The 19725-nt window shown below is 64.3% G+C and carries 13 protein-coding genes and 2 pseudogenes; 6 read left to right on the forward strand and 9 right to left on the reverse strand.

What is annotated here, in order from left to right:
• Nucleotides 1-30: 30 nt before the first annotated feature.
• On the reverse strand, nt 31-1479 hold the full coding sequence (locus FX984_RS03695) for an APC family permease (protein ID WP_027606685.1): 1449 nt from the start codon (nt 1477-1479) through the stop codon (nt 31-33).
• Nucleotides 1480-2191: 712 nt separating this feature from the next.
• Between FX984_RS03695 and FX984_RS33110 the strand changes: the two are divergent.
• Together FX984_RS33110 and FX984_RS33115 are read left to right on the forward strand one after the other, a co-directional pair.
• Nucleotides 2192-3001: pseudogene (locus FX984_RS33110) on the forward strand (PDC sensor domain-containing protein); the annotation flags it as partial.
• Between the two features lie 315 nt (nt 3002-3316).
• Nucleotides 3317-3859: pseudogene (locus FX984_RS33115) on the forward strand (methyl-accepting chemotaxis protein); the annotation flags it as partial.
• A gap of 212 nt (nt 3860-4071) precedes the next feature.
• Here FX984_RS33115 and FX984_RS03705 read toward each other — a convergent pair.
• A complete protein-coding gene (locus FX984_RS03705; RefSeq protein ID WP_146476289.1) occupies nt 4072-5520 on the reverse strand; it encodes an APC family permease in 1449 nt (482 codons plus the stop codon).
• Between the two features lie 223 nt (nt 5521-5743).
• A complete protein-coding gene (locus tag FX984_RS03710; RefSeq protein ID WP_146476288.1) occupies nt 5744-6712 on the reverse strand; it encodes a helix-turn-helix domain-containing protein in 969 nt (322 codons plus the stop codon).
• Nucleotides 6713-6903: 191 nt separating this feature from the next.
• Between FX984_RS03710 and FX984_RS03715 the strand changes: the two genes are divergently transcribed.
• From FX984_RS03715 to FX984_RS03725, 3 genes are all read left to right on the forward strand, one after another.
• Nucleotides 6904-8280, forward strand: coding sequence for an aspartate aminotransferase family protein (locus FX984_RS03715; RefSeq protein WP_146476287.1), 1377 nt, complete (start codon nt 6904-6906; stop codon nt 8278-8280).
• Nucleotides 8281-8307: 27 nt separating this feature from the next.
• The gene (locus FX984_RS03720) at nt 8308-9762 is read left to right on the forward strand and encodes an aldehyde dehydrogenase family protein (RefSeq protein ID WP_146476286.1); all 1455 of its coding nucleotides are present in this window, start codon (nt 8308-8310) and stop codon (nt 9760-9762) included.
• 82 nt (nt 9763-9844) lie between these two features.
• Nucleotides 9845-10408: a cytochrome b gene (locus tag FX984_RS03725; RefSeq protein WP_027606691.1), complete on the forward strand. Its 564-nt coding sequence runs from the start codon at nt 9845-9847 to the stop codon at nt 10406-10408.
• A gap of 87 nt (nt 10409-10495) precedes the next feature.
• Here FX984_RS03725 and FX984_RS03730 read toward each other — a convergent pair whose 3' ends face one another.
• The 6 genes from FX984_RS03730 to FX984_RS03755 all read right to left on the reverse strand — a co-directional run bounded on the left by FX984_RS03730 (nt 10496) and on the right by FX984_RS03755 (nt 16629).
• Nucleotides 10496-11431 carry a FecR family protein gene (locus tag FX984_RS03730; RefSeq protein ID WP_051429377.1) on the reverse strand — a complete coding sequence of 312 codons (936 nt, stop codon included), beginning with the start codon at nt 11429-11431 and terminating at the stop codon, nt 10496-10498.
• Nucleotides 11428-11937 carry a sigma-70 family RNA polymerase sigma factor gene (locus tag FX984_RS03735; RefSeq protein WP_065927404.1) on the reverse strand — a complete coding sequence of 170 codons (510 nt, stop codon included), beginning with the start codon at nt 11935-11937 and terminating at the stop codon, nt 11428-11430. Before FX984_RS03735 ends, FX984_RS03730 begins: the two co-directional genes overlap by 4 nt.
• Before the next feature lie 228 nt (nt 11938-12165).
• Entirely contained in the window at nt 12166-13713 is a 1548-nt protein-coding gene (locus FX984_RS03740) for an MFS transporter (protein ID WP_146476285.1), read from the reverse strand.
• Between the two features lie 14 nt (nt 13714-13727).
• Nucleotides 13728-14945 carry a cytochrome P450 gene (locus FX984_RS03745; protein ID WP_143491227.1) on the reverse strand — a complete coding sequence of 406 codons (1218 nt, stop codon included), beginning with the start codon at nt 14943-14945 and terminating at the stop codon, nt 13728-13730.
• Nucleotides 14945-15622, reverse strand: a complete 678-nt coding sequence (locus FX984_RS03750) for an HAD family hydrolase (RefSeq protein ID WP_092357139.1) — start codon at nt 15620-15622, stop codon at nt 14945-14947. Before FX984_RS03750 ends, FX984_RS03745 begins: the two co-directional genes overlap by 1 nt.
• The gene (locus tag FX984_RS03755) at nt 15619-16629 is read right to left on the reverse strand and encodes a ScbA/BarX family gamma-butyrolactone biosynthesis protein (protein ID WP_146476284.1); all 1011 of its coding nucleotides are present in this window, start codon (nt 16627-16629) and stop codon (nt 15619-15621) included. Before FX984_RS03755 ends, FX984_RS03750 begins: the two co-directional genes overlap by 4 nt.
• Nucleotides 16630-17029: 400 nt before the next feature.
• Here FX984_RS03755 and FX984_RS03760 point away from each other — a divergent pair, with 400 nt between their 5' ends.
• A complete protein-coding gene (locus FX984_RS03760; protein ID WP_146476283.1) occupies nt 17030-19714 on the forward strand; it encodes a TonB-dependent receptor in 2685 nt (894 codons plus the stop codon).
• Nucleotides 19715-19725: the final 11 nt, after the last annotated feature.

Consider the following 19725-nt stretch of genomic DNA (forward strand, 5'->3'; position numbering starts at 1 on the left):
GGTTAGTCGAGCGATAAAAACGCGGGGGCCTTAAAGCTTGTGGCTGCCCAAGGCCAGGAAGCGTTGCGGCGAGCTGTTGCGCAGTCGCGCGGCGAGCACGATGCCGATGATCAAGGCCGCCGGAATAATCGCGCAGAGGCTGTAGGACAGCAGTTGGCTGGCACCGGTCAGCACATCGAAATGCACCACCGCCAACACCAGCACCATCACCAGCGCCAGGCACGAAATACCGGGCAGGATCCGTCCACGCAGCAGCCCGACCTTAAGCTCGGGATGGCGATGAAAGTAGACGCACACCGACACCGAGGTCAGCGCCATCAACAGGATCACGCACAACGTGGCCAGGTTGGACAGCCAGGCAAACAGTTGCAGGATCGGATCGGCATCCATCGCGGCAAATATCAGCACCACGACCGCAGCGATCAGGCTTTGCAGCGCCGAGCCCATATGCGGGCTCTGGTGCACGCGATGGGTGGTGCCCAGCAGGCTGTGCAACAGGCCGTCGCGGCCGATGGCGTAGAAGTAACGCGCGGCGGCGTTGTGAAAGGCCAACAGCCCGGCATAAATACTGACCATGAACAGCACGCGGATGATCTGGGTCAGCTGCGGGCCGACAAAGTGGTCGGACATGCCATAGATAAAGGTGGTCGGGTCCTGCAGGGACTGCAGCAGCGGCACGATTTTGTCCGCCCCCACGCCCACCACCATCGACCACACCGACAACGCGTAGAAACCACCGATCAGCAACACCGAACAGTAGGTGGCAATCGGGATACTGCGCTTGGGGTTCCTGGCCTCTTCGCCGTAGATAGTGGTGGCCTCGAAGCCGATAAAGGCGGCGAAACAGAACAGCAAGCCGATTGACGGCGTACCACTGAACACATGACGGCTGCTGAACGAGTCCAGGTTGATGCCGCTGTCGCCGCCGGACTTGAGGATGGCAAAGTCCAGGACCAGGATCGCCAGGTACTCGGCGATCACCACCACCGACAGCACCCGCGCCGACAGGTCAATCTTGCGATAGCCCAGGATCGCGATGCTCACCATCGCCATCAGCGAGTAGGCCCACCAGGGCAGCACCAGGCCGAAGGCGGTTTCCATGGTGCCACTGACCACACCACCGAACATCCCGTACAACCCGACCTGCAGGATGTTATAGGCAAACATCGCCAGCACCCCAGCGGCACCGCCCGCCAGGCCACCCAGGCCACGGGACGTGAACGCGTAAAAGCCACCGGCATTGGTCACGTGGCGCGACATGGTGGTGTAACCCACCGAGAACGCCAGCAGCACCAGCAAGGCCAGGATCAGCAAAGCCGGGGTACCGGCACCGTTGCCCAGCATGATGCCGATCGGGAAGCCGCCGGCGATCACACTCAGCGGGCTTGCCGCCGATATCACGAAGAAGATGATGAAGCCCACACCCAGGGCACCACGCTTGAGCTCCGTAGAGCTGTTGACCGGGATAGATACACTCATGTTGTTGACCTTATTGTATGAGGCAGTCGCTTTTGGGTTGGCCCGACCACACCGCATCGGCACCGGTTAGCGTTTTGTTTTAGTTGCGCGCTGAATTTGATCCTATGCCCGCCCTGGAACGGCTCGCTATCCCAAATCGGTAGCATCCAAAGCCCCGCCCCAAAACAGGTCGGGGCCGCCCGATCCCTCCTCGCGCTGTTGCCGATTCGGGATAGCCGCCCGGCCTGTCATGCCCGCACCCTAGCCTCACCCGTGCTATGCGCGGATGCCGGCAACAAGAATAAGAACGTGCCCATCACCGCCAACGCCCCCGTAGGAAGCCCCAGCCATGCGTCCAGCCCATCTCACCCTCCAATGGCGTATCACCCTGCTGAGCGGACTTTGCCTGCTGGCAGTCGTGGGCGCGCTGATTGGCGCCAGCGCCTACCAGAATCAAACCAGTGCAAAGCTGCTCAAAGAGCAGAGCAGCGCGTTGCTGACACAGGCCGCGCTGGAACGCTTGCAGGCCCAGGCCGTGGCTCATGGCCAACAGGTGGAGCGGTTTTTCAATGAAACCGCGCTGTATGGCGAAGGGTTCGCCCAGCAGGTTCTGCAACTGCGCGAGCAAACCCTCAATGGACGCCTGACGGTCGTGCAATTGCGTCAAGCCCTGGTCGGCATCGCCCGAGAAGCCCTCAGGCAGCGCGAAAAAGTCCTCGGCCTGTACGTGATCATGCTGCCCGATGCACTGGCCGGCAGCGACGCCGACTGGCGCGACCAACGCGCCCTGGCCGGGAATGAAACCGGGCGCTTTGCGCTGTACTGGTCCCAGAGCCAGCCGGGGCAACTGGTGCAGGAGGTGTTGAGCGAGGCACAAATCGCCGCCAACACAGCGCCCCCCGGCAGCGCACCGGCAAACGCCTGGTACGCTTGCCCTCAGGCGCAACGACAGGTGTGTGTGGTCGAGCCGTACACCATCGAAGTGGAAGGCCACAAAGCCCTGATGAGCAGCATTTCCATCCCCCTGATCGTCGACGGCAACGTGCTCGGCGTGGTGGGCATGGACATCAGCCTCGACACCTTGCAGAAACTGGCCGCCAACCTCAGCCAGGACCTCTACCAGGGCGACAGCCAGGTCACCCTGGTGTCGGCTTCGGGTCAAGTGGCGGGACGCAGCGGCGATGTCGCGGGGGAAACCCTGGACATCCGCCAATCCGTGCAAACGGCAGCGGGCACTCCAGCCTGGCAACTGCAGATCAAGGTCCCGCAGGCACGGGTGCAGGCCTCCGCCCGGCAGATGCAGAGCGAACTGGACGACAAAAGCCGTGAGTCCAATTGGCTCAACCTTGGCCTGGGCATCCTGGCCAGCAGCCTTGGGATGCTGCTGATCTGGCTGGCGGCCTACGGCGTGACTCGCCCATTGCTGAAGATGGCCGAGCTGCTCGATGCCATTGTCGAAGGCGACGGGGACCTGACCCAGCGCCTGCCCCTCGGGCGACGCGACGAGCTGGGCCGCCTGGCCAATGGTTTCAACCGTTTCCTCGACACCTTGCAGCCGATTATTCGCGCCATCCAGACCGCGTCCCTGGACACCCGCGACAGCGCCGACACCTCCTCCGGTATTGCCCGCGAAGTCAGCGCCGGCATGCAGCGCCAATACCGCGAAGTGGAGCTGGCCGCCACCGCGCTGCACGAAATGAGCGCCAGTGCCCAGGAAGTGGCCCGTCACTCCCACAGCGCCGCCGACGCCGCCACCGCCGCCGAAAACGCGAGCCGCTCAGGCCAGGCGGTGTTCTCCACCGCCGAACGCAGCATCGAGGCCCTCGACCAACGCCTGGAAACCACCCTCCAGCAAGTCAACGCCCTGGCCGACAGCAGCAACCAGATCGGTCAGGTACTGGACGTGATCAGCGCCATCGCGCAACAGACCAACCTGCTGGCGTTGAATGCGGCCATCGAAGCGGCCCGGGCCGGCGAACAGGGTCGCGGTTTTGCGGTGGTGGCCGATGAAGTCAGGCACCTGGCCAGCAACACCCAGAGTTCGGTCGAACAGGTGCGCACGGTGATCGAAACGTTGCAACAGCTGAGCCAGGCGGTGGTGCACAGTACCCAACTGAGCCGCGAGCAAGCGGGCGGCAGCGTGCTCCAGGTGCAACAGACCCGGGTGGCGCTGGGGCATATTTCCCAGGCCGTGGATGTGATCGAACAAATGAATCAGCAGATCGCCAGTGCGGCCCTGGAGCAGAGCAGCGTGGTGGACGATATCAGCCATCGCGTCAGCGACATCCGCGGTATCAGCGAAACACTCGCCGGGCGCATGCACGAGGCGTCGCAGGCCAGTGACGCATTGCATCAGATGGCCAATCACCAACAACAGCTGGTCGGGCATTTCCGCGTGTAATGGCGTGCCGTCTGACTGAGCTGCAGTGGCCGCCTTTCAACTCTCCAACATTGAGTTAACCCATGATTTATCCACGCCGCTGGCTGATCCTCGGGATTATTTCCAGCGGGGCCTACTCGGCAGGCGTGGTCATTCCAGCCTGGTTGACCCTTCGACAGCCTTGACCACGCGCTGCTGGTCAGGCTGAGCAGGCAGACACCACCGCCCACGCCTTAAAGCTTGTGGCTGCCCAAGGCCAGGAACCGCTGCGGCGACGCCTTGCGCAGCCGCGCCGCGAGGAATACACCGCCCAGCAACGCCAGGAGAATGATCGCGCAGAGGCCGTAGGACAGCAGTTGGCTGGCACCGGTCAGCACATCGAAATGCACCACCGCCAACACCAGCACGGCCACGAGCGCCAGGCACGAGAAACCGGGGAGGATCTGCCCACGCCAGAGCCCGACCTTGAGCTGCGGATGGCGCCGGAAGAACACCAGCACCGCGGCCGAGGTCAGCGCCATCAGCAGGATCACGCACAGCGTGGCCAGGTTGGACAGCCAGGCAAACAGCTGCAGGATCGGATCGGCATCCAGCGCTGCGAAAATCAACACCACCACGGCCGAGATCAGGCTCTGCAAGACCGAGCCCATATGCGGGCTCTGGTGCACCCGATGGGTGGTGCCCAACTGGCTGTGCAACAAGCCGTCACGGCCGATGGCGTAGAAGTAACGGGCGGCGGCGTTGTGAAAGGCCAGCAGGCCGGCATAGATGCTGACCATGAACAGCACGCGGATAACCTGGGTCAGTTGCGGGCCGACAAAGTGGTCGGACATGCCATAGATAAACGTGGTCGGGTCCTGCAAGGCCTGCAACATCGGCACGATCTTGTCCGCACCCACGCCCACCACCATCGACCACACCGACAACGCGTAGAAACCGCCGATCAGCAACACCGAGCAGTAGGTCGCAATCGGAATGGTGCGCTGCGGGTCCCGGGCTTCTTCACCGTAGATGGTGGTGGCCTCGAAGCCGATAAAGGCGGCGAAGCAAAACAGCAGGCCGATTGACGGCGTGCCACTGAACACATGGCGGCGGCTGAACGAATCCAGGTTGATGCCGCTGTCGCCACCGGACTTGAGAATGGCGAAATCCAGGACCAGGATCGCCAGGTACTCGGCGATCACCATCACCGACAATACCCGCGCGGACAGGTCGATCTTGCGATACCCCAGGATCGCGATGCTTGCCATCGCCATCAGCGAATAGGACCACCATGGCAGCACCAGGCCGAAGGCGGCTTCCATGGTGCCGCTGACTACCCCGCCGAACATGCCGTACAAGCCGACCTGCAGGATGTTATAGGCAAACATCGCCAGCACCCCGGCCGCGCCACCGGCCAGGCCGCCCAGCCCACGGGCGGTGAACGCATAGAAACCGCCGGCATTGGTCAGGTGGCGCGCCATGGTGGTGTAGCCCACCGAAAACGCCAGCAGCACCAGCAAGGCCAGGATCAGCAACGCCGGGGTACCCGCGCCGTTACCCAGCATGATGCCGATGGGGAAGCCGCCGGCGATCACACTCAGCGGGCTTGCCGCCGATACCACGAAGAAGATGATAAAGCCCACACCCAGGGCACCACGCTTGAGCTCCGTGGAGCTGTTGATCGAGTTGGATACACTCATGCTGTTGACCTTATTGTATGAGGCAGTCGCTGTAGGATCGGTGCAGCCGGTTGTCGACCGATACCGAATAGCTTGTCGTTGTTGTTGCACGCTGGCATCGATCCTATGCCTGCCCGACAGCGTGCCGGTATCCCAAATCGGTAACGCAAGCGCCCACGGCGAAACACCTGCGCATCCCGAGCGGACGACGCAGGCTGATTCAGATCTTGCTAAAGGCTTGGGTTCAGGCTCGCACGTTGCCGGTAATGGCGGCGCGGGTCGTGTGGGAAGGCAACTGCGCGAACAGTTCCTGGTACTCCGCGGCAAAATGGCTCAGGTGATAGAAGCCCCACTGGGCGGCGGCATCCCCAATCGACAGCTCGGATGCCCGGGTAGACATCAAGGTTCGGCGTACGCCGTTGAGCCTCACTGAACGCAGGTAATTCAGCGGTGTGGTCTCGGCGACCGAGCGGAAGCTGTTCTGCACCGTGCGCCGACTCACCTGGAGACGCTGGCACAAATCGATCACGCTGGGCACGTTGATCATTTCGGTCGTGGCCAGGCGATGACATTTCTCGACGATAAAGCTGCGCGTGGAACTGGGGCTGCGCTGCTGCTTGTCACAGGCCGGGTCGGTCATCAGTTGCAGCAGCTCGCCGAGCATGGCCTGTTCCAGCGCCGACTCACGCTCGCGCGTGTAGTCGAGGTCATCGTTCACCAGGGCCTCGGAGAACAATGCCAGCAATCGACGCCGGGCCTGGACGAAACGCTGGGGAGACACCTTTATCACCGGTTGGCGCAGCAACCGATTGAGTTCTTTCGCCGACGCCGTCTGTTCCAGCGCCTCTTCGAACAATTCACGCTCAAAGGTAATGGACAAAAGCTCCATGCCCATCGGCATATGGAACATGAACTCCTCGCCACCGTGGAGGAAGAACAGGCTGCTGTCATCCACCTCGCGGCCCTGCATGCGAACCGAGCCGGGCACATTGATCGGCACCGCAAAGCACATCTTGTCGCGAGGCGCCACGCCGTTCTGCACCACACGCTGGTTGATCTGCTCGAGGAACAGGTGGCAACCGGTCGTCGTCAGTTGCATCAGCGAACTCTCGGCCGAACCGGCGGTGAGCTGGCTGTAGTCCTGGCTCCACTGTTGGATGGTGGCTGCGTGGACGTGGATATCGCGGAAATGGCTGATCGTCTGGTTTTTCATTGGGGGGTGTGCCTCTACCAACATTCTTGTTTTTAGATCGCCGATGCCTTTGATACTCGCACATCGGTCACATCCTGCAAATTGTTTATGCGCTGGAATGCCCGCGTCTCATGTGCCGATTCGGGCTACCGGCCGGGAACCCGCGGCGGAGATGATCGGCACACTTAAATCGACATTCCAGAGAGACCGTCATGAGTGAAGCCAACTTTCAAGCCCTGCACTTCGCGGATGCCCCGCACATTGTCTCCGGCACACTGCCCGGCCCCAAGACCCGCGAGGCCCTGGCGCTGTCGGCGCGCACCGAGTCGATGGCACGCGGCGGCGGCCGCATGCCGGTGGCCATGGACCGCGCCTTCGGTGCGACCTTCAAAGACCCCGACGGCAACACCTACATCGACCTGTCCGCCGGCGTCGGTGTCAGCAGCGTCGGCCGCTGCCACCCCAAAGTGGTGCAGGCGATTCGCGAACAGTCCGAAGTGCTGATGCACGCCCTGGAAATCAACAGCACGCGGCGCACCGAATTGGCGGCCAAGCTCTCCGAGATCGCCCCCGATGGCTTGCGTGGCGACTGCGTGACCTTCTTCACCCAGAGCGGCAGCGATGCGCTGGAGGCCGCGATCAAGTTTGCCCGGCGCATTACCGGACGCCACCAGATCATCGCCTTCCATGGCGGCTACCACGGCGTGTGGCATGCCTCGGGCGCGCTGACCACCGGCACCGCCTACCGCAAGGGCTTCGGTGCCCAGATGGGGGGCGTGATCCACGCACCCTACCCGTACGCCTACCGTTTCCCCTTCGACACCACCCACAAAAGCGCCGAGCAGATCGCCGGCGAGTACATCGACTACCTGTTGAACACCCCCTATACCGCCGCCGATGACGTGGCGGCAGTGATCGTGGAGCCGGTGCAGGGCGAAGGCGGCTACGTGCCACCCTCGCCGGAATTCCTGCAATTGCTGCGCCAGGCCTGCGACCGCAGCGGCACATTGCTGATTGTCGATGAAGTGCAATCCGGCGCAGGACGCACCGGCAAGATGTGGGCGGTCGAACACTCCGGCGTGAAGCCCGACATGCTCACCTTCGGCAAGGGCATCGGCAGCGACCTGCCCATGGCCGGGCTGATCATGCGTTCGGACCTGGCGGCCAAGATTCCCGACGGCTCGATGCCCAACACCTTTGCCGCCAACTCGTTGTCGGCGTCCGTGGCGTTGACCAACATCAGCATCCTGCAGGATCCACAACTCGACCTGCTCAACCGCGCCCACACGTTGGGGCTGGAAGCCCAGGCGCATATTCGCGGCTTCAACAGCCCGCTGGTCGGCGAAGTGCGCGGGCGCGGCCTGATGATCGGTATCGAACTGGTCGAGGATCCGCTCACCAAGGCGCCCCTGGCGGGCGAAAAGATCGGCCAGTTGATGGGCTACCTGCTCAACCACGGCGTGCTGATGATCCCCTGCGGCCGCTACAGCAACGTGATGCGCGTGATGCCCTCGCTGACGATCTCCCGCGAACTGTTCTTCAAGGCCCTGGACATCTTCGGCGACGCCCTGGCGTCCCTCAAGGCGTGAGCCTGCCCACTACTCGAGGACCGCAACATGACTGAGCACTTGAATCATTTCATCGAAGGTACGCCCTGCGAAGCCTTCGACCGTCGCCGTTTCGACCTGGTCAACCCCGTGACCGAGCAGGTGTATGGCAGCTCCGCCCGTGGCACCCGCGAAGACGTGGAACGTGCCGTGGCGGCGGCACGCCACCAACTGGAAAGGGGCGACTGGAGCCAACTCGGCGGCGCCCAGCGTGGCCGACTGTTGGCGAAACTGGCCGACCTGGTCGAGCGCGACAGCGAACGGCTGGCCGATCTGGACGCCAATGCCATCGGCCGCTCGCCCATCGAACCGCGCCGGATGGACCTGCCCAACGCGATCGCCAACCTGCGCGCCGCCGCCGGCTGGGCCAATCAGCTCGAAGGTCGCACCATTCCCACCGGCGGTTACTTCGGCACCAAAACCCTGTCGTACACGGTGCGCGAGCCCGTCGGCGTAGTCGGTGCCATCGTGCCCTGGAACTCGCCGCTGATGATCACCGTGTGGAAGCTCGCCGCGTTGCTGGCGGCAGGCTGTACCGTGGTGGTCAAGCCTTCGGAGGAAACCCCGCAGTCGGCCCTGCACCTGGCGCGGCTGGCGCAGGAAGCCGGCTTCCCGGACGGCGTGATCAACGTGGTCACCGGCTACGGCAACGAAGTCGGTCGCGCCCTGTGCGAGCACCCGGATGTGGCCAAGATCAGCTTCACCGGCAGCCCCGAGGCCGGGCGTGAAATCCAGCGCACGGCCGGCGTGCTGTTCAAGCGCGTGGCCCTGGAACTGGGCGGCAAGAGCCCGCAGATTGTGTTCGACGATGCGTCCTTCGACGATGCCCTGCGCGGCTGTGCACTCGGCCTGTTCGCCAACCAGGGCCAGGTGTGTGCCGCCGGCTCGCGGATCCTGGTGCAGCGCAGCCTCGCCGAGCGTTTCGGCGCCGCGCTGGCCGAGGCCGCACACACAGTGAACGTCGGCGACCCGCGCGAGCCCGGGGTACAGATGGGTCCGGTGGCCAAGAAAGCCCAGTTCGATCGCGTCAACCGCTACATCCAGCGGGGCATCGACCAGGGGGCAACCCTGCTGGCCGGCGGCGTCTCGACGCCCGAGCAGGGCTGGTTCGTGCGCCCGACGATCTTCGCCAACGCCCGCAACGACATGGACATCGCCCGGGACGAGATTTTCGGGCCGGTCGGCACGCTGATCACGTTCGACAGCGAAGACGAAGCGATCGCCCTCGCAAACGACAGCACCTACGGCCTGGCGGCCACGGTCTGGACCGGCGACCTGGCCAGGGCGCACCGTGTGGCGGCGGCGGTAAAGGCCGGCGCCGTCGGTATCAACTGCTGGAGCCCGCTGGACGCCAACCTGCCTTGGGGCGGCGTCAAGACCAGCGGTATCGGGCGTGAAGGCGGGTTCAGCGGCGCGCTGGCCTACACCGAGGAGAAAGTCATCACCGTGCTGCTGCCGGCCTGAGCACACGCGCTGTCCTGACCGAGCCACCCTCCAACGTCGAGGGTGGCCATTCCACCGTGCATCGCTCCCTGGAGAGCTTGATATGAACCCAATGGATCAACCGACAATCGATCGCTACCCGACGTCCCTGCGCCTGTTGCACTGGCTGCGGGCAGTACTGGTGCTGGGCCTGCTCTGGGCAGGCTGGCATATGACCGGCATGAATGATGAGGTGGCGAGCAAATTCGAGCTCTATTACCCGTGGCACAAGTCCTTCGGGGTGTTGACGTTCCTGGTGGTGCTGACTCAGCTTGCCGTGCGCTTTCGTACCCCCAGGCTGCCGCAGCCACTGGAAACCCTGGCCGGATATGAACGCTTCCTGTCACGCCTGACGCAGCGCGTCATGTATGTCCTGCTGGTGATCGTGCCGCTGATGGGTTACTCCATGTCGAGCACCTTTACGATGAGCGACGGGGTGTTCTTTTTCGGGGTCAACCTGCCGGAGCTGTTGCCGAAGAATGACGATTGGTTCGCGGTGTTCCAGTGGCTGCACAAAGTCCTCGCCTACACGCTGCTGGTGCTGATCGTGCTGCATGTCGCAGGCGCCCTCAAGCACCGCTTCTACGACCGCGATCCGCGCAACGACGTGCTGCGCCGCATGCTCTGAATGAATGGTGCAGGCAAGGGACATGAAATAACCCCGGCAGGCAGCGTGGCGGGGTCGTCTTCAGCAATCCATGCGCCTGGCCGGCCCCTAGGCCCGCGCCCCGATCAACACCAGCACCCCACCCCACTGCGTCACCCTGATCGGCAAGCTTTGCTCCAAGGCCTCCAGGGTCTGGCGCGCATCATCCAGCGGGAACCGGCCACTCACGCGCAGCTGCGCCACCGCGGCATCCAGGCGCACGATGCCCTTGCGGTAGGGCCGGATCGCTTCCACCACGCTGGCCAGTGTCTGGTTGCGCACCACCAGCCAGCCGTCGAGCCAGGCGGTTTCGGTGGCGGCCATGGGCACTTGGGTGAGGATGCGCTGGTGGTCGAACAGCGTGCTCTGGTGCATGGCCACCCGTTGCTGGGCACCGCCGTCGAAGTGCAGCACCGCATCGGCATCCAGGGTGACCAGGCGCATCGCGCCGTCCTGTTCACTCAGCATCAGGCGGCCCGTGGTGGCACTGATATGGGCGGCGCGGGTCTTGACCTGCAGCGGACGCAGCAGGTTCACCAGCATTTCGCCGGTGCGCAGTTCAAGGCTGTGCGCGTCCCCGGCCTGCGTCGAGACCACCTCGCTGCGGGCATTGAGCTTGAGGGTGCTGCCATCGGCCAGTTGCCAGCTGCGACGCTCGGCGGTACCGGTGGCGTAGGTCTGCCCTGCGTCTTCAAAACGCCAGCCCCACCCCGCGCCGGCCGCCAGTCCCAGCGCGCACAGGCTGGTACGCAGGAATGCGCGACGGCTGTTGGGTTGCTCCAGGCTGCGCAGCAACTGCGCGCTGGAGCGCCCGCGCCAGGGTGAGGCCTTGAGCTGATCGAGACCGGCGAGCAGTTGCGCGTATACCTGGCGATGATGGGCCGAGGTGCCCCGCCATTCATCCAGCGCCTGCTGCTGGGCGGGGCTGAAGTCGCCGGACTGGATCTGCACCAGCCAGCCGATGGCTTCCTCGGCCACCGGGTCGTTCAAAGGCTGTTTGCTCACTCGCTCAACCCCAGGTAACAGGCGCGCAGGGCCTGGGTCATCAATTGGTGGATGCGCCCCAGGGACAGGCCCAGGCGTTCACTGATCTGCGTGTAGGTCATGCCGTCCAACTGGCTGTGCACGAACACCGCCTTGGCTTGCCCCGACAGGCCGTCCAGCAGTCGGTCGATGGCCAGCAGGCTCTCGATCAGAATCAGTTGTTCCTGGGGCGATGGGTGCACGTGTTCGGGCACGTCGGCCAGGATCTGCAAGTAAGCTTTTTCCAGGTCGCGCCGGCGCCAGCTCTCGTACATCAGGCGCTGGGCGATGGTGGTCAGCAGCGCGCGCGGTTCGCGAATGGCCGTGGGGTCGGGCAGCATCCACACCTTGAGGAAGGTCTCGGCGGCGATGTCCTCGGCGCTGTGGCTGCAACCGGTGCGGTACGACAAACGCGCGCACAACCAGCTGTAGTGCTGCTGGAAAATCTGGCCGATAAGGCGGGTCTTGAGCAAAGCATTCGGGTCCATAGGTCCATAATCTTCATGGACTGCACACGCCAGCGGACAAGTGGTGGTGGGCCTGTCGGTTTGAGGTAGACCTGCGTCCGGGCAGGTGAGTCCAGTTTGCCCCAGGGGGCTTCACCAGATAAAAGAATAAAAAAAGCCATCAAGCTGCATTTTTTGCATAACCTTCGGCGCTTTTACGGGCACGCCAAAGTACCGCCTGCGGCTGTCGCAGGCGGTACGGCGCGTGGCTCAGTGCGTGGCCAGTTGCGCCTCGCTGCGTTCCTGTTCGCGCAGGGGGCGCACCAGCCAGGTGACCACCACGGTCAGCACCAGCAGAATCACCGCCAGCGCCCAGAGCACGCCGTGGAAGGCGCTGTCATAGCCGCCGATAAACAGGCTGTGCACCGTCGCCGCTTGCTCCGCGCCCAGGGTTTGCAGGGACCCGGTGAGGTTGCCGGCGGCGACGTCATCGATCCAGCGTTGCAGGGTCGCCGGGTCGGGCGCCAGGCGGCTCAGCGTGCCGCGCAACTGGCTGTCGAGCAAGGTCGCCAGCAGCGAGCCATACAAGGCCACCGCAATCGCTTCACTGCCCAGGCGGAAGGTGTTGAGCAGGCCCGCCGCCATCCCGGCCTTCTGCTCCGGCACGGTCTTGAGCGCCAGGCCATCCACCAGCCCGGCCGACAGGCCCATGCCAATGCCCACCAGCAACAGCGGCACTGCCAGTTGCCACAGCGCCACACCGACCTGGCTGACCAGCGCCAACGCCACCACACCGACCAGCAACGCAATCAGGCTGGCCTTGAGAATGCCGATCGCCGACACCCCGCGTGCCGCCCACTTGCCCGCCAGGATCGGGCAAAACAGCATCGGCACCGTCAGCAGCAACATCGCCAGGCCCGCATGGGTCGCGCTCAATTGCAGCACGCCGAACAGGTAGCTCGGCAGGTACGTGAGCAAGGTCACAAAGCCGAACGACGCCGCCACGGTGACCAGCGCCAGGCCGACAAAGGGCCCGCGCGCCAGCAGCGACAGGTCGAGCATCGGCTGCAGGTGGCGACGCTCCTGCCAGGTAAACACCGCCAACAGCACCACGGCGACCGCCACCAGGCCGAGTACACCGCGGCTGCTCCAGCCCCATTGCGAACCCTGCACAATCGCCACCATCAGCGCCAGCAATGCCAGCACAAACAGTGTCGCCCCCGGCACATCGAAGCGCGCGGTGCGTTCAGCCAGCACGCCATCGCGGGTAATCAACGGGCTGCCCAGCAGCACGATCACCAGGGTCACCCCATGGGCCCAGAAAATCGCGCGCCAGCCGACGCTGTCCAGCAGCAGGCCGGACAAGGTCGGGCCCAGGCTCACGCCCAGGCCGGCAACGGTGCCGAACAGGGCAAACGCGCGCAGCCGCGCCGGGCCGCTGAAGTGGGTGGACAAAATCGCGATGCCGCAGGAAAAGATCGCCGCCGCCCCGATGCCCGCCAGCCCCCGCGCCGCATCCAGCAGCCAGGCGCTCTCGGCCACGGCGGACAGCACCGAGGCCACCACGTACAGCGAAGCGCCGGCGACAAAACAGCGTTTGCGCCCGAGCCGATCCGCCAGCGCGCCCCACGCCAGGGTGAAGCAGGCAAACGCCAGGTTGAACGCATTGACCACCCATTGCAGGCTGGTCAGCGGCGCCTGGATGTCGGCGCCGATGGCCGGCAACGCGAGCGCCGTACCCGAGATGGAACTGGGCACGACGAAAATCGCCAGCAGGATGATGGTCAGTAGAGCCGTATCGGCAAAGGTCGTTTTCATGGGTCCTTCCAAGGTCAGGTTGAAGTGAAGCCGTGCACCGGCAAGCGGGCAGGACGGCGCAGGATGATGCCGTCGACCCAGGGCACCTGGTCCGCCGGCACCGCCAGGCGCAGGTTCGGAAAGCGCTGCACGAGGATCTGCAGCACCGTGGTGATTTCCAGGCGCGCCAGGGCGGCGCCCATGCAGTTGTGCATGCCGTAGCCGAACTGCAAATGCCGCGCGCCCTTGCGGTCCAGGCGAATCGCCAGGGGCTCGGGGAACGCCGCCGGATCACGGTTGGCGGCAAACGCATCGGCGTAAATGATGCTGCCTGCGGGAATCAGCCCCCACGGCCCTTCCAGGTCGACGCTGGCCAGGCGCGGAAAGGTCGAGATGGTGCCCAGGGGAATCAGGCGCAGCAGCTCCTCGACCGCCTCCGGGATCAGCCCCGGATCGTCGACCAATTGCTGCCACAGCTCGGGGGCCGCCAACAGGGTGTACACCGATTTGGTCAGCACGGTGAGGATGTTCTGGTCGCCGCCGATCAATACCCCCAGGAGGATGCCCACCAGCTCCTTGTCGTTGAGCGGCGGCTCGCTGTCGGCACGGGTCGCGACGAAGCGCTGGATCAGCCCATCGGGAGCGGTGGGCCGCGCACCGGTGACCAGGTCCGTCAGGTAGTTGTACACGCCCCAGAACTGGTTCAGCAGTTCCGGCACATCGGCGTCCGACGCCACCTGCACGGTATGGCTGAGGGGCCGGTAATACTCACGGTCACTCAAGGGGATACCGAGCAACTGGCAATCCACCGTGGCGGGGATGTGGTCCAGCACCTGGGCAAACAGATCGGCACCGGGCGCCTGGCGTTGCAGTACATCGAGGCGTTCATGGGTGGCGTGTTCCACCTTGTCGCGCAGCAACGCCACGCCACTGGGGCTGAAGTCCCGGGCCACCACCTTGCGCAGGCGACCATGGTCGGGGATGTCGTTGTTGAGCAGCAGTTCAGGCGGCGTGATGGTCGGCAAAAAGCTCGCGCCGTCTTCTTCGTTGCACGGCGCGCGTATCGCGCGGTTATCCAGCAGCAACGCCTGCACGTGTTCGTAACGGGTCAGGTGAAAGGCCAGGTGGCCGCTGGGCAGCAGAATCCTCGGCAGGCCATTGGCGGGGCTGGCGGGTTGATAGGCCGGCGGTGCATCCAACTGCGGGATGCGCGCCACGGTGACCTCGGGTCTGGCGATCACGGCGATATTCATCAGGCAGGCTCCACGGCAGGTTGCAACAGGCTGACACCGGTGAAGCGCTGCAGCTGGGCGAGCGCCTGGTGGTTGTCGATGAAGTGCAGCACTTGCCAGCCGAGCGCGGCGGCGGCTTCGATGTTTTCCGCGACGTCGTCGATCAGCAGGCTGTGCTGCGGTGCGACGCCCGAGCGCGCAGTCGCCACCTGGAAGAACGCCGGCTCCGGCTTGCGGCTGCGCTCCCGGCTGGAATCGACAATCAGGTCCACCACCTCATCCAGGCCCACCATCGCCCGCCAATGCCGCTCCCACTCCACCACGTTGTTGGTGAGGATGCCGACGCGAAAACCGGCACGCTTGAGTGCGCGCACGGCGGCCACCAGCGGCGCATTGGCCGGCACCCCGGCGAACCATTGCGCGCCGAAGGTGTGCAGGTGAGCGCGGGATAAATCGACCTGCGGGTCACGGCGGCGCAGGGCCTGCGCCAGGCGCTCGCCCCACTCGCGCTCGGTGAGCAAGGCACTCTCCACCGGCGCGAGCATGGGCACGCCCAACTCATCGGCCACATCGCCCATGGCCTGTTGCAGCACGTGCGGGGCCAGGCCGGTCTTGACCTGGTATTGCTCGAACAGCGCAGGAATCGGCGGCGACAGCACGCCACCGAAATCGAACCAGATAAATTGCAGGTCGCTCATCGCACACCTCCCGCCACCAGGGCCAAGGGTTGGCTGGCGACCAGCGGCAGCAACTCGAGCTCAGCGGTGGCAATCACCGCGCCGCCCTGCTCGACCTCCAGCGCCAGGGTGATGCGACCGTGTTCGTCACGGGCCAGGGAGGTCAGGTCCGCACGCACCTGGGTTGGCAAACCAAACTCACCGAAGCGAGTGAACACCACATGGCAGCGGGATAACAGCAACTGCTCCGGGCCCACCTGCAACTGCCGGTCCGCCGCCACCAGCGCCACTTGGCGGAAGCCTTCGAGCAACAGCATGCCGGGGATATGGTCGAGGGGGTGGTCGAAGATCGCCGGGTTGTTCAGGTCGACGATCAGCGGCGCCACCAGCGTCGCGGCGCCCTGCTCCAGTTCACGGCCGAGCACCACATTGTTCAGCCAGTGACGCCCTACGGCGGATGGGCTCAAGGGTGGCGGCAACTGTGCCAATGGGTCGGCGTTGGCGGGAATCACCGCCAGGCCACGGGCACGCATCTTGTTCCAGGCCGCGCCGCTCATCCAGCGAATGCTCATGCGTTCGTGGCGTGCAGCCACTTCGCCATTGATGCTCAGGGACATGTTCAGGGTCACGCCACTGCGCTCGCCGTGACGCAGGTATTCATCCACCACGTAGACATCGATCTCGGCGGATGCCGGACGATCCCCCACCACCAATAAACTCCGGTCGGTCACGCGGGTCACACTGTCCAGGTAGATAAACTTGTCCTGGGCGCTGACGTCGAGGAACGCATGGGAGATATAAATTGACGCCTGGCGGAATACTTCCAGCAATAACAGCATGTCGTAGTGTGCGGCGCGGTGGGTATGTTCACTGAAGTAACTGTGGGTACGCGGTAGTTGGGCGCTGCAGCGAAAGTGTCCTTCCTTTACCAGTTCCGCGCCGGTCAGGAACACTTCGCTGACGGCGGCACGGTGCACCATGCTGCGCGGCACGGTGTTCTCGCAACGAATAGCCAGGGCTTCAGACATAGCAATCTCCTCCTTTGATTACCGCGAGAAGGCTAAGCTGAAACGTTTTTTCGCCACAACTGACCGAACGGCTAGGTCGTTGGACATGAACCTGTAGAACTTGCACTTCAGACATGGGCATCTGTCTCCTGATGAGCTTCTCCGTAAGCGTGCAGACCGCCGTACACGTTCATCGCGGTGAACGTTGTATGCTTTGCGCGGACAACCCGTTCTGGCTGTCAGTACCCTTGTGCAGATAGTCCCTTATATTTTCACTGCGCACTTAGACCCATTTGATCGAAGCTTATAAGCGCAACTAAATCATCTAGACACCCAACTAATCGTTCTAACTTAGTAGTGAAAATCCACACGCGAAGTTGCTCAAGGTCGTAAAGAACATCACGACCTGGAGCAGATTGGCATGTTGAAAACAGGATTCACCCTGGCGCCCCTGGCGTGTGCATTGGCCATGGGCGGGCTGACGCTGCCGAGCCTGGCGTTGGCGCAAAACGACGCGGCGTCGGTACAACGGGTGATTGACTTCAATATCCCCGCAGGCCCCCTGGATGAGGTGCTGCTGAGCATCTCCCAGCAAAGCGGCCACCCTATCGCCTTCGACCCGCCGCTTGTGGAAGGCCGTGGGAGCCGCGCGATCCAGGGCCGACTGAGCCAGGAACAGGCGCTGGGCATTGCCTTGGGCGGCTCCTCGTTGGGCTTCAGCCAGACGGCCAGCGGTGCAGTGTTGATCCATCGACTGGCCATCCCGGCAGCGGCGGCCAACAGCGAACCGCTGGCGCCACGCCTGAAATCCGTGGAGGTGATCGGCACCCGGCGCAGCGACGTCACCGCGCTGCAAAGCGCGGCCCCCGTGGATGTGATCAGCAGCGAGCAGTTGCAGCGCGCCGGCACCGATAACCTGGCCAAGGCCCTGGAAACCCTGGTGCCGTCAGTGAACTACCCGCAGGTCAACGGCACCGATGGCGTGTCGTCGCAGCGGCCGGTGTCGTTACGCGGGTTGGCGGCCGACCAGGTGCTGGTGCTGGTCAATGGCAAGCGTCGGCATGCCTCGGCGTTCGTCAACACCAAGGCCACCCTGGGGCGTGGCTCACAGGCGGTGGACTTGTCGACGATTCCCGTCAGCGCCGTCGACCATATCGAAGTGCTGCGCGATGGCGCCTCGGCCCAATACGGTTCGGATGCGATTGCCGGGGTGGTCAATATCGTGCTCAAGGAGCAGGACCACGGCGGCGCCGTGCAAAGCACCTTCGGCCAGTACACCAAGGGCGATGGCTTTCGCCGGTCGGTGGGGGGGTGGAGCGGTTTCACCTTGCCCGGCGATGGCTTTCTCACCCTCAGCGGCGAAGGCCTGCGCAGCGAACGCACCTCCACCGGCGGCACCGATGGCCGTCAGTTCTACCCCAGCGGCGACGCCCGTGAAGCGGATGCCGACCGCCATTGGCGCTACGGCTCGCCGGGCCTCGAGGACTGGAACCTGGCGCTGAACAGCGGCCTGTCCCTGAGCGACACGGTCGACCTGTACGGCTTCGCCACCTACCAGGACCGTACCGGCGAATCCCAGGCAACCTTTCGCCGCCCCATCGACCCCAACAACCTGGTGGCCGTGTACCCCAACGGCTTCCTGCCGCTGCTCGACGTGCGCTCGCGGGATGCCTCGGTCACCGGCGGCGTAAAGATTCGCGATGAGCAACTCGGCAGCTTCGACCTCAGTGCCAACTACGGGCGCAACCGCATCGACTATCACCTCAGCGATTCGCTCAACGCCAGCCTCGGCGCCGCGAGCCCGACGAGCTTCAATGCCGGGGCGCTGGTCAATGAGCAAACCAACGTCGGCCTCGACCATATCAAGGAATTCAAGGTCGGCTGGGGCGCGGGCCCGCTGGTGTTCTCCAGCGGCCTGGCGTGGCGCAATGAAGCCTATGAAGTGATCGCCGGTGACCTCGCCTCCTGGACCCACGGCAGCGCCCTGCCCGCCCGTGCCGGCGGCGCCCAGGGCTTCCCCGGCACCCAGGACAGCGACGAAGGCCGTTATGCCCGCCACGTGTTCGGCGGCTACCTGGGCCTGGAGCAGCAAGTCACCGACAAACTGCAACTGGGCCTGGCCGGGCGCAGCGAGCACTACGACGATTTCGGCACCACCAGCACCGGCAAGTTCTCCGCGCGCTACGACTTCACCCCGCAGTGGGGCCTGCGCTCGACCCTCAGCAGCGGCTACCGCGCGCCCACCCTGGGGCAGATCGGCACCTCGGCGACCCAGACCGAGTTCAAGGCCGGCGACCCCACCGCCTACCAGGTCGGCACCGTCAGCGTGAACACCCCGGTCGCCCGCGCCTTGGGCGCCAGTGACCTGAAGCCGGAAAAATCCACCAGCCTGTCCCTCGGCGTGGTCTGGCAGCCGCTCGAGCGTGCAAGTGTCAGCCTCGATGCGTACCACATCCGCATCAAGGACCGCATTGCCCTGTCGGAAACCCTCAGCGGCACCCAGGTCAGCCAGATCCTCGCCAACCAAGGCTATGGCAACTACTCCGGGGTGAGTTTTTTCACCAACGCACTCGACACCAAGACCAGCGGCGTGGACCTCGCCGCCCACTATCGCCTGGACCTGGCCGACGCCAGCCAGCTGACCCTCAACGGCGCCTTCAACTACAGCAAGACCCAGGTCACCGACATCAAGGACAACCCCGGCCCACTGGCCGGCACCGGCATCACCCTGATCAATCGCGAAGCCCTGAGCTATGTGGAAAGCGCCTCGCCCAACAGCAAGCTGATCCTCGGTGCCGACTGGCGCAAGGGCGCCTGGCAGGCGAGCGTCAACACGATTCGCTACGGCACCTACACCCTCGACTCCAACCTTGGCGAAGCCCGCGACCAGACCTTTTCGGCGCAATGGGTGAGCAACGCCAGCCTGTCCTACGACATCAGCCAGTCGCTCACCCTGACCCTGGGCGGCAACAATATTTTCGACAGCTACCCGGACAAGATCGACGTGGCCAACCGCTTTGTCGGCGGGCGCGTGGCCTACCAGAGCATCTCCCCGGCCGGTGCCGAAGGCGCCTTCTACTACGTGAAAGCCGACTACCGCTTCTGACTCAACCAAGG

This window comes from Pseudomonas marginalis (assembly GCF_008692035.1).
Classification (GTDB): Bacteria; Pseudomonadota; Gammaproteobacteria; order Pseudomonadales; family Pseudomonadaceae; genus Aquipseudomonas; species Aquipseudomonas marginalis.

Coding starts and splice junctions, on each gene's coding strand:
- FX984_RS03745 (WP_143491227.1), bottom strand. CDS start 14,945: ATGAATATCGCCGTGATCGCCAGACCCGAGGTCACCGTGGCGCGCATC.
- FX984_RS03725 (WP_027606691.1), top strand. CDS start 9,845: ATGAACCCAATGGATCAACCGACAATCGATCGCTACCCGACGTCCCTG.
- FX984_RS03760 (WP_146476283.1), top strand. CDS start 17,030: ATGTTGAAAACAGGATTCACCCTGGCGCCCCTGGCGTGTGCATTGGCC.
- FX984_RS03695 (WP_027606685.1), bottom strand. CDS start 1,479: ATGAGTGTATCTATCCCGGTCAACAGCTCTACGGAGCTCAAGCGTGGT.
- FX984_RS03750 (WP_092357139.1), bottom strand. CDS start 15,622: ATGAGCGACCTGCAATTTATCTGGTTCGATTTCGGTGGCGTGCTGTCG.
- FX984_RS03710 (WP_146476288.1), bottom strand. CDS start 6,712: ATGAAAAACCAGACGATCAGCCATTTCCGCGATATCCACGTCCACGCA.
- FX984_RS03720 (WP_146476286.1), top strand. CDS start 8,308: ATGACTGAGCACTTGAATCATTTCATCGAAGGTACGCCCTGCGAAGCC.
- FX984_RS03715 (WP_146476287.1), top strand. CDS start 6,904: ATGAGTGAAGCCAACTTTCAAGCCCTGCACTTCGCGGATGCCCCGCAC.
- FX984_RS03755 (WP_146476284.1), bottom strand. CDS start 16,629: ATGTCTGAAGCCCTGGCTATTCGTTGCGAGAACACCGTGCCGCGCAGC.
- FX984_RS03740 (WP_146476285.1), bottom strand. CDS start 13,713: ATGAAAACGACCTTTGCCGATACGGCTCTACTGACCATCATCCTGCTG.
- FX984_RS03705 (WP_146476289.1), bottom strand. CDS start 5,520: ATGAGTGTATCCAACTCGATCAACAGCTCCACGGAGCTCAAGCGTGGT.
- FX984_RS03735 (WP_065927404.1), bottom strand. CDS start 11,937: ATGGACCCGAATGCTTTGCTCAAGACCCGCCTTATCGGCCAGATTTTC.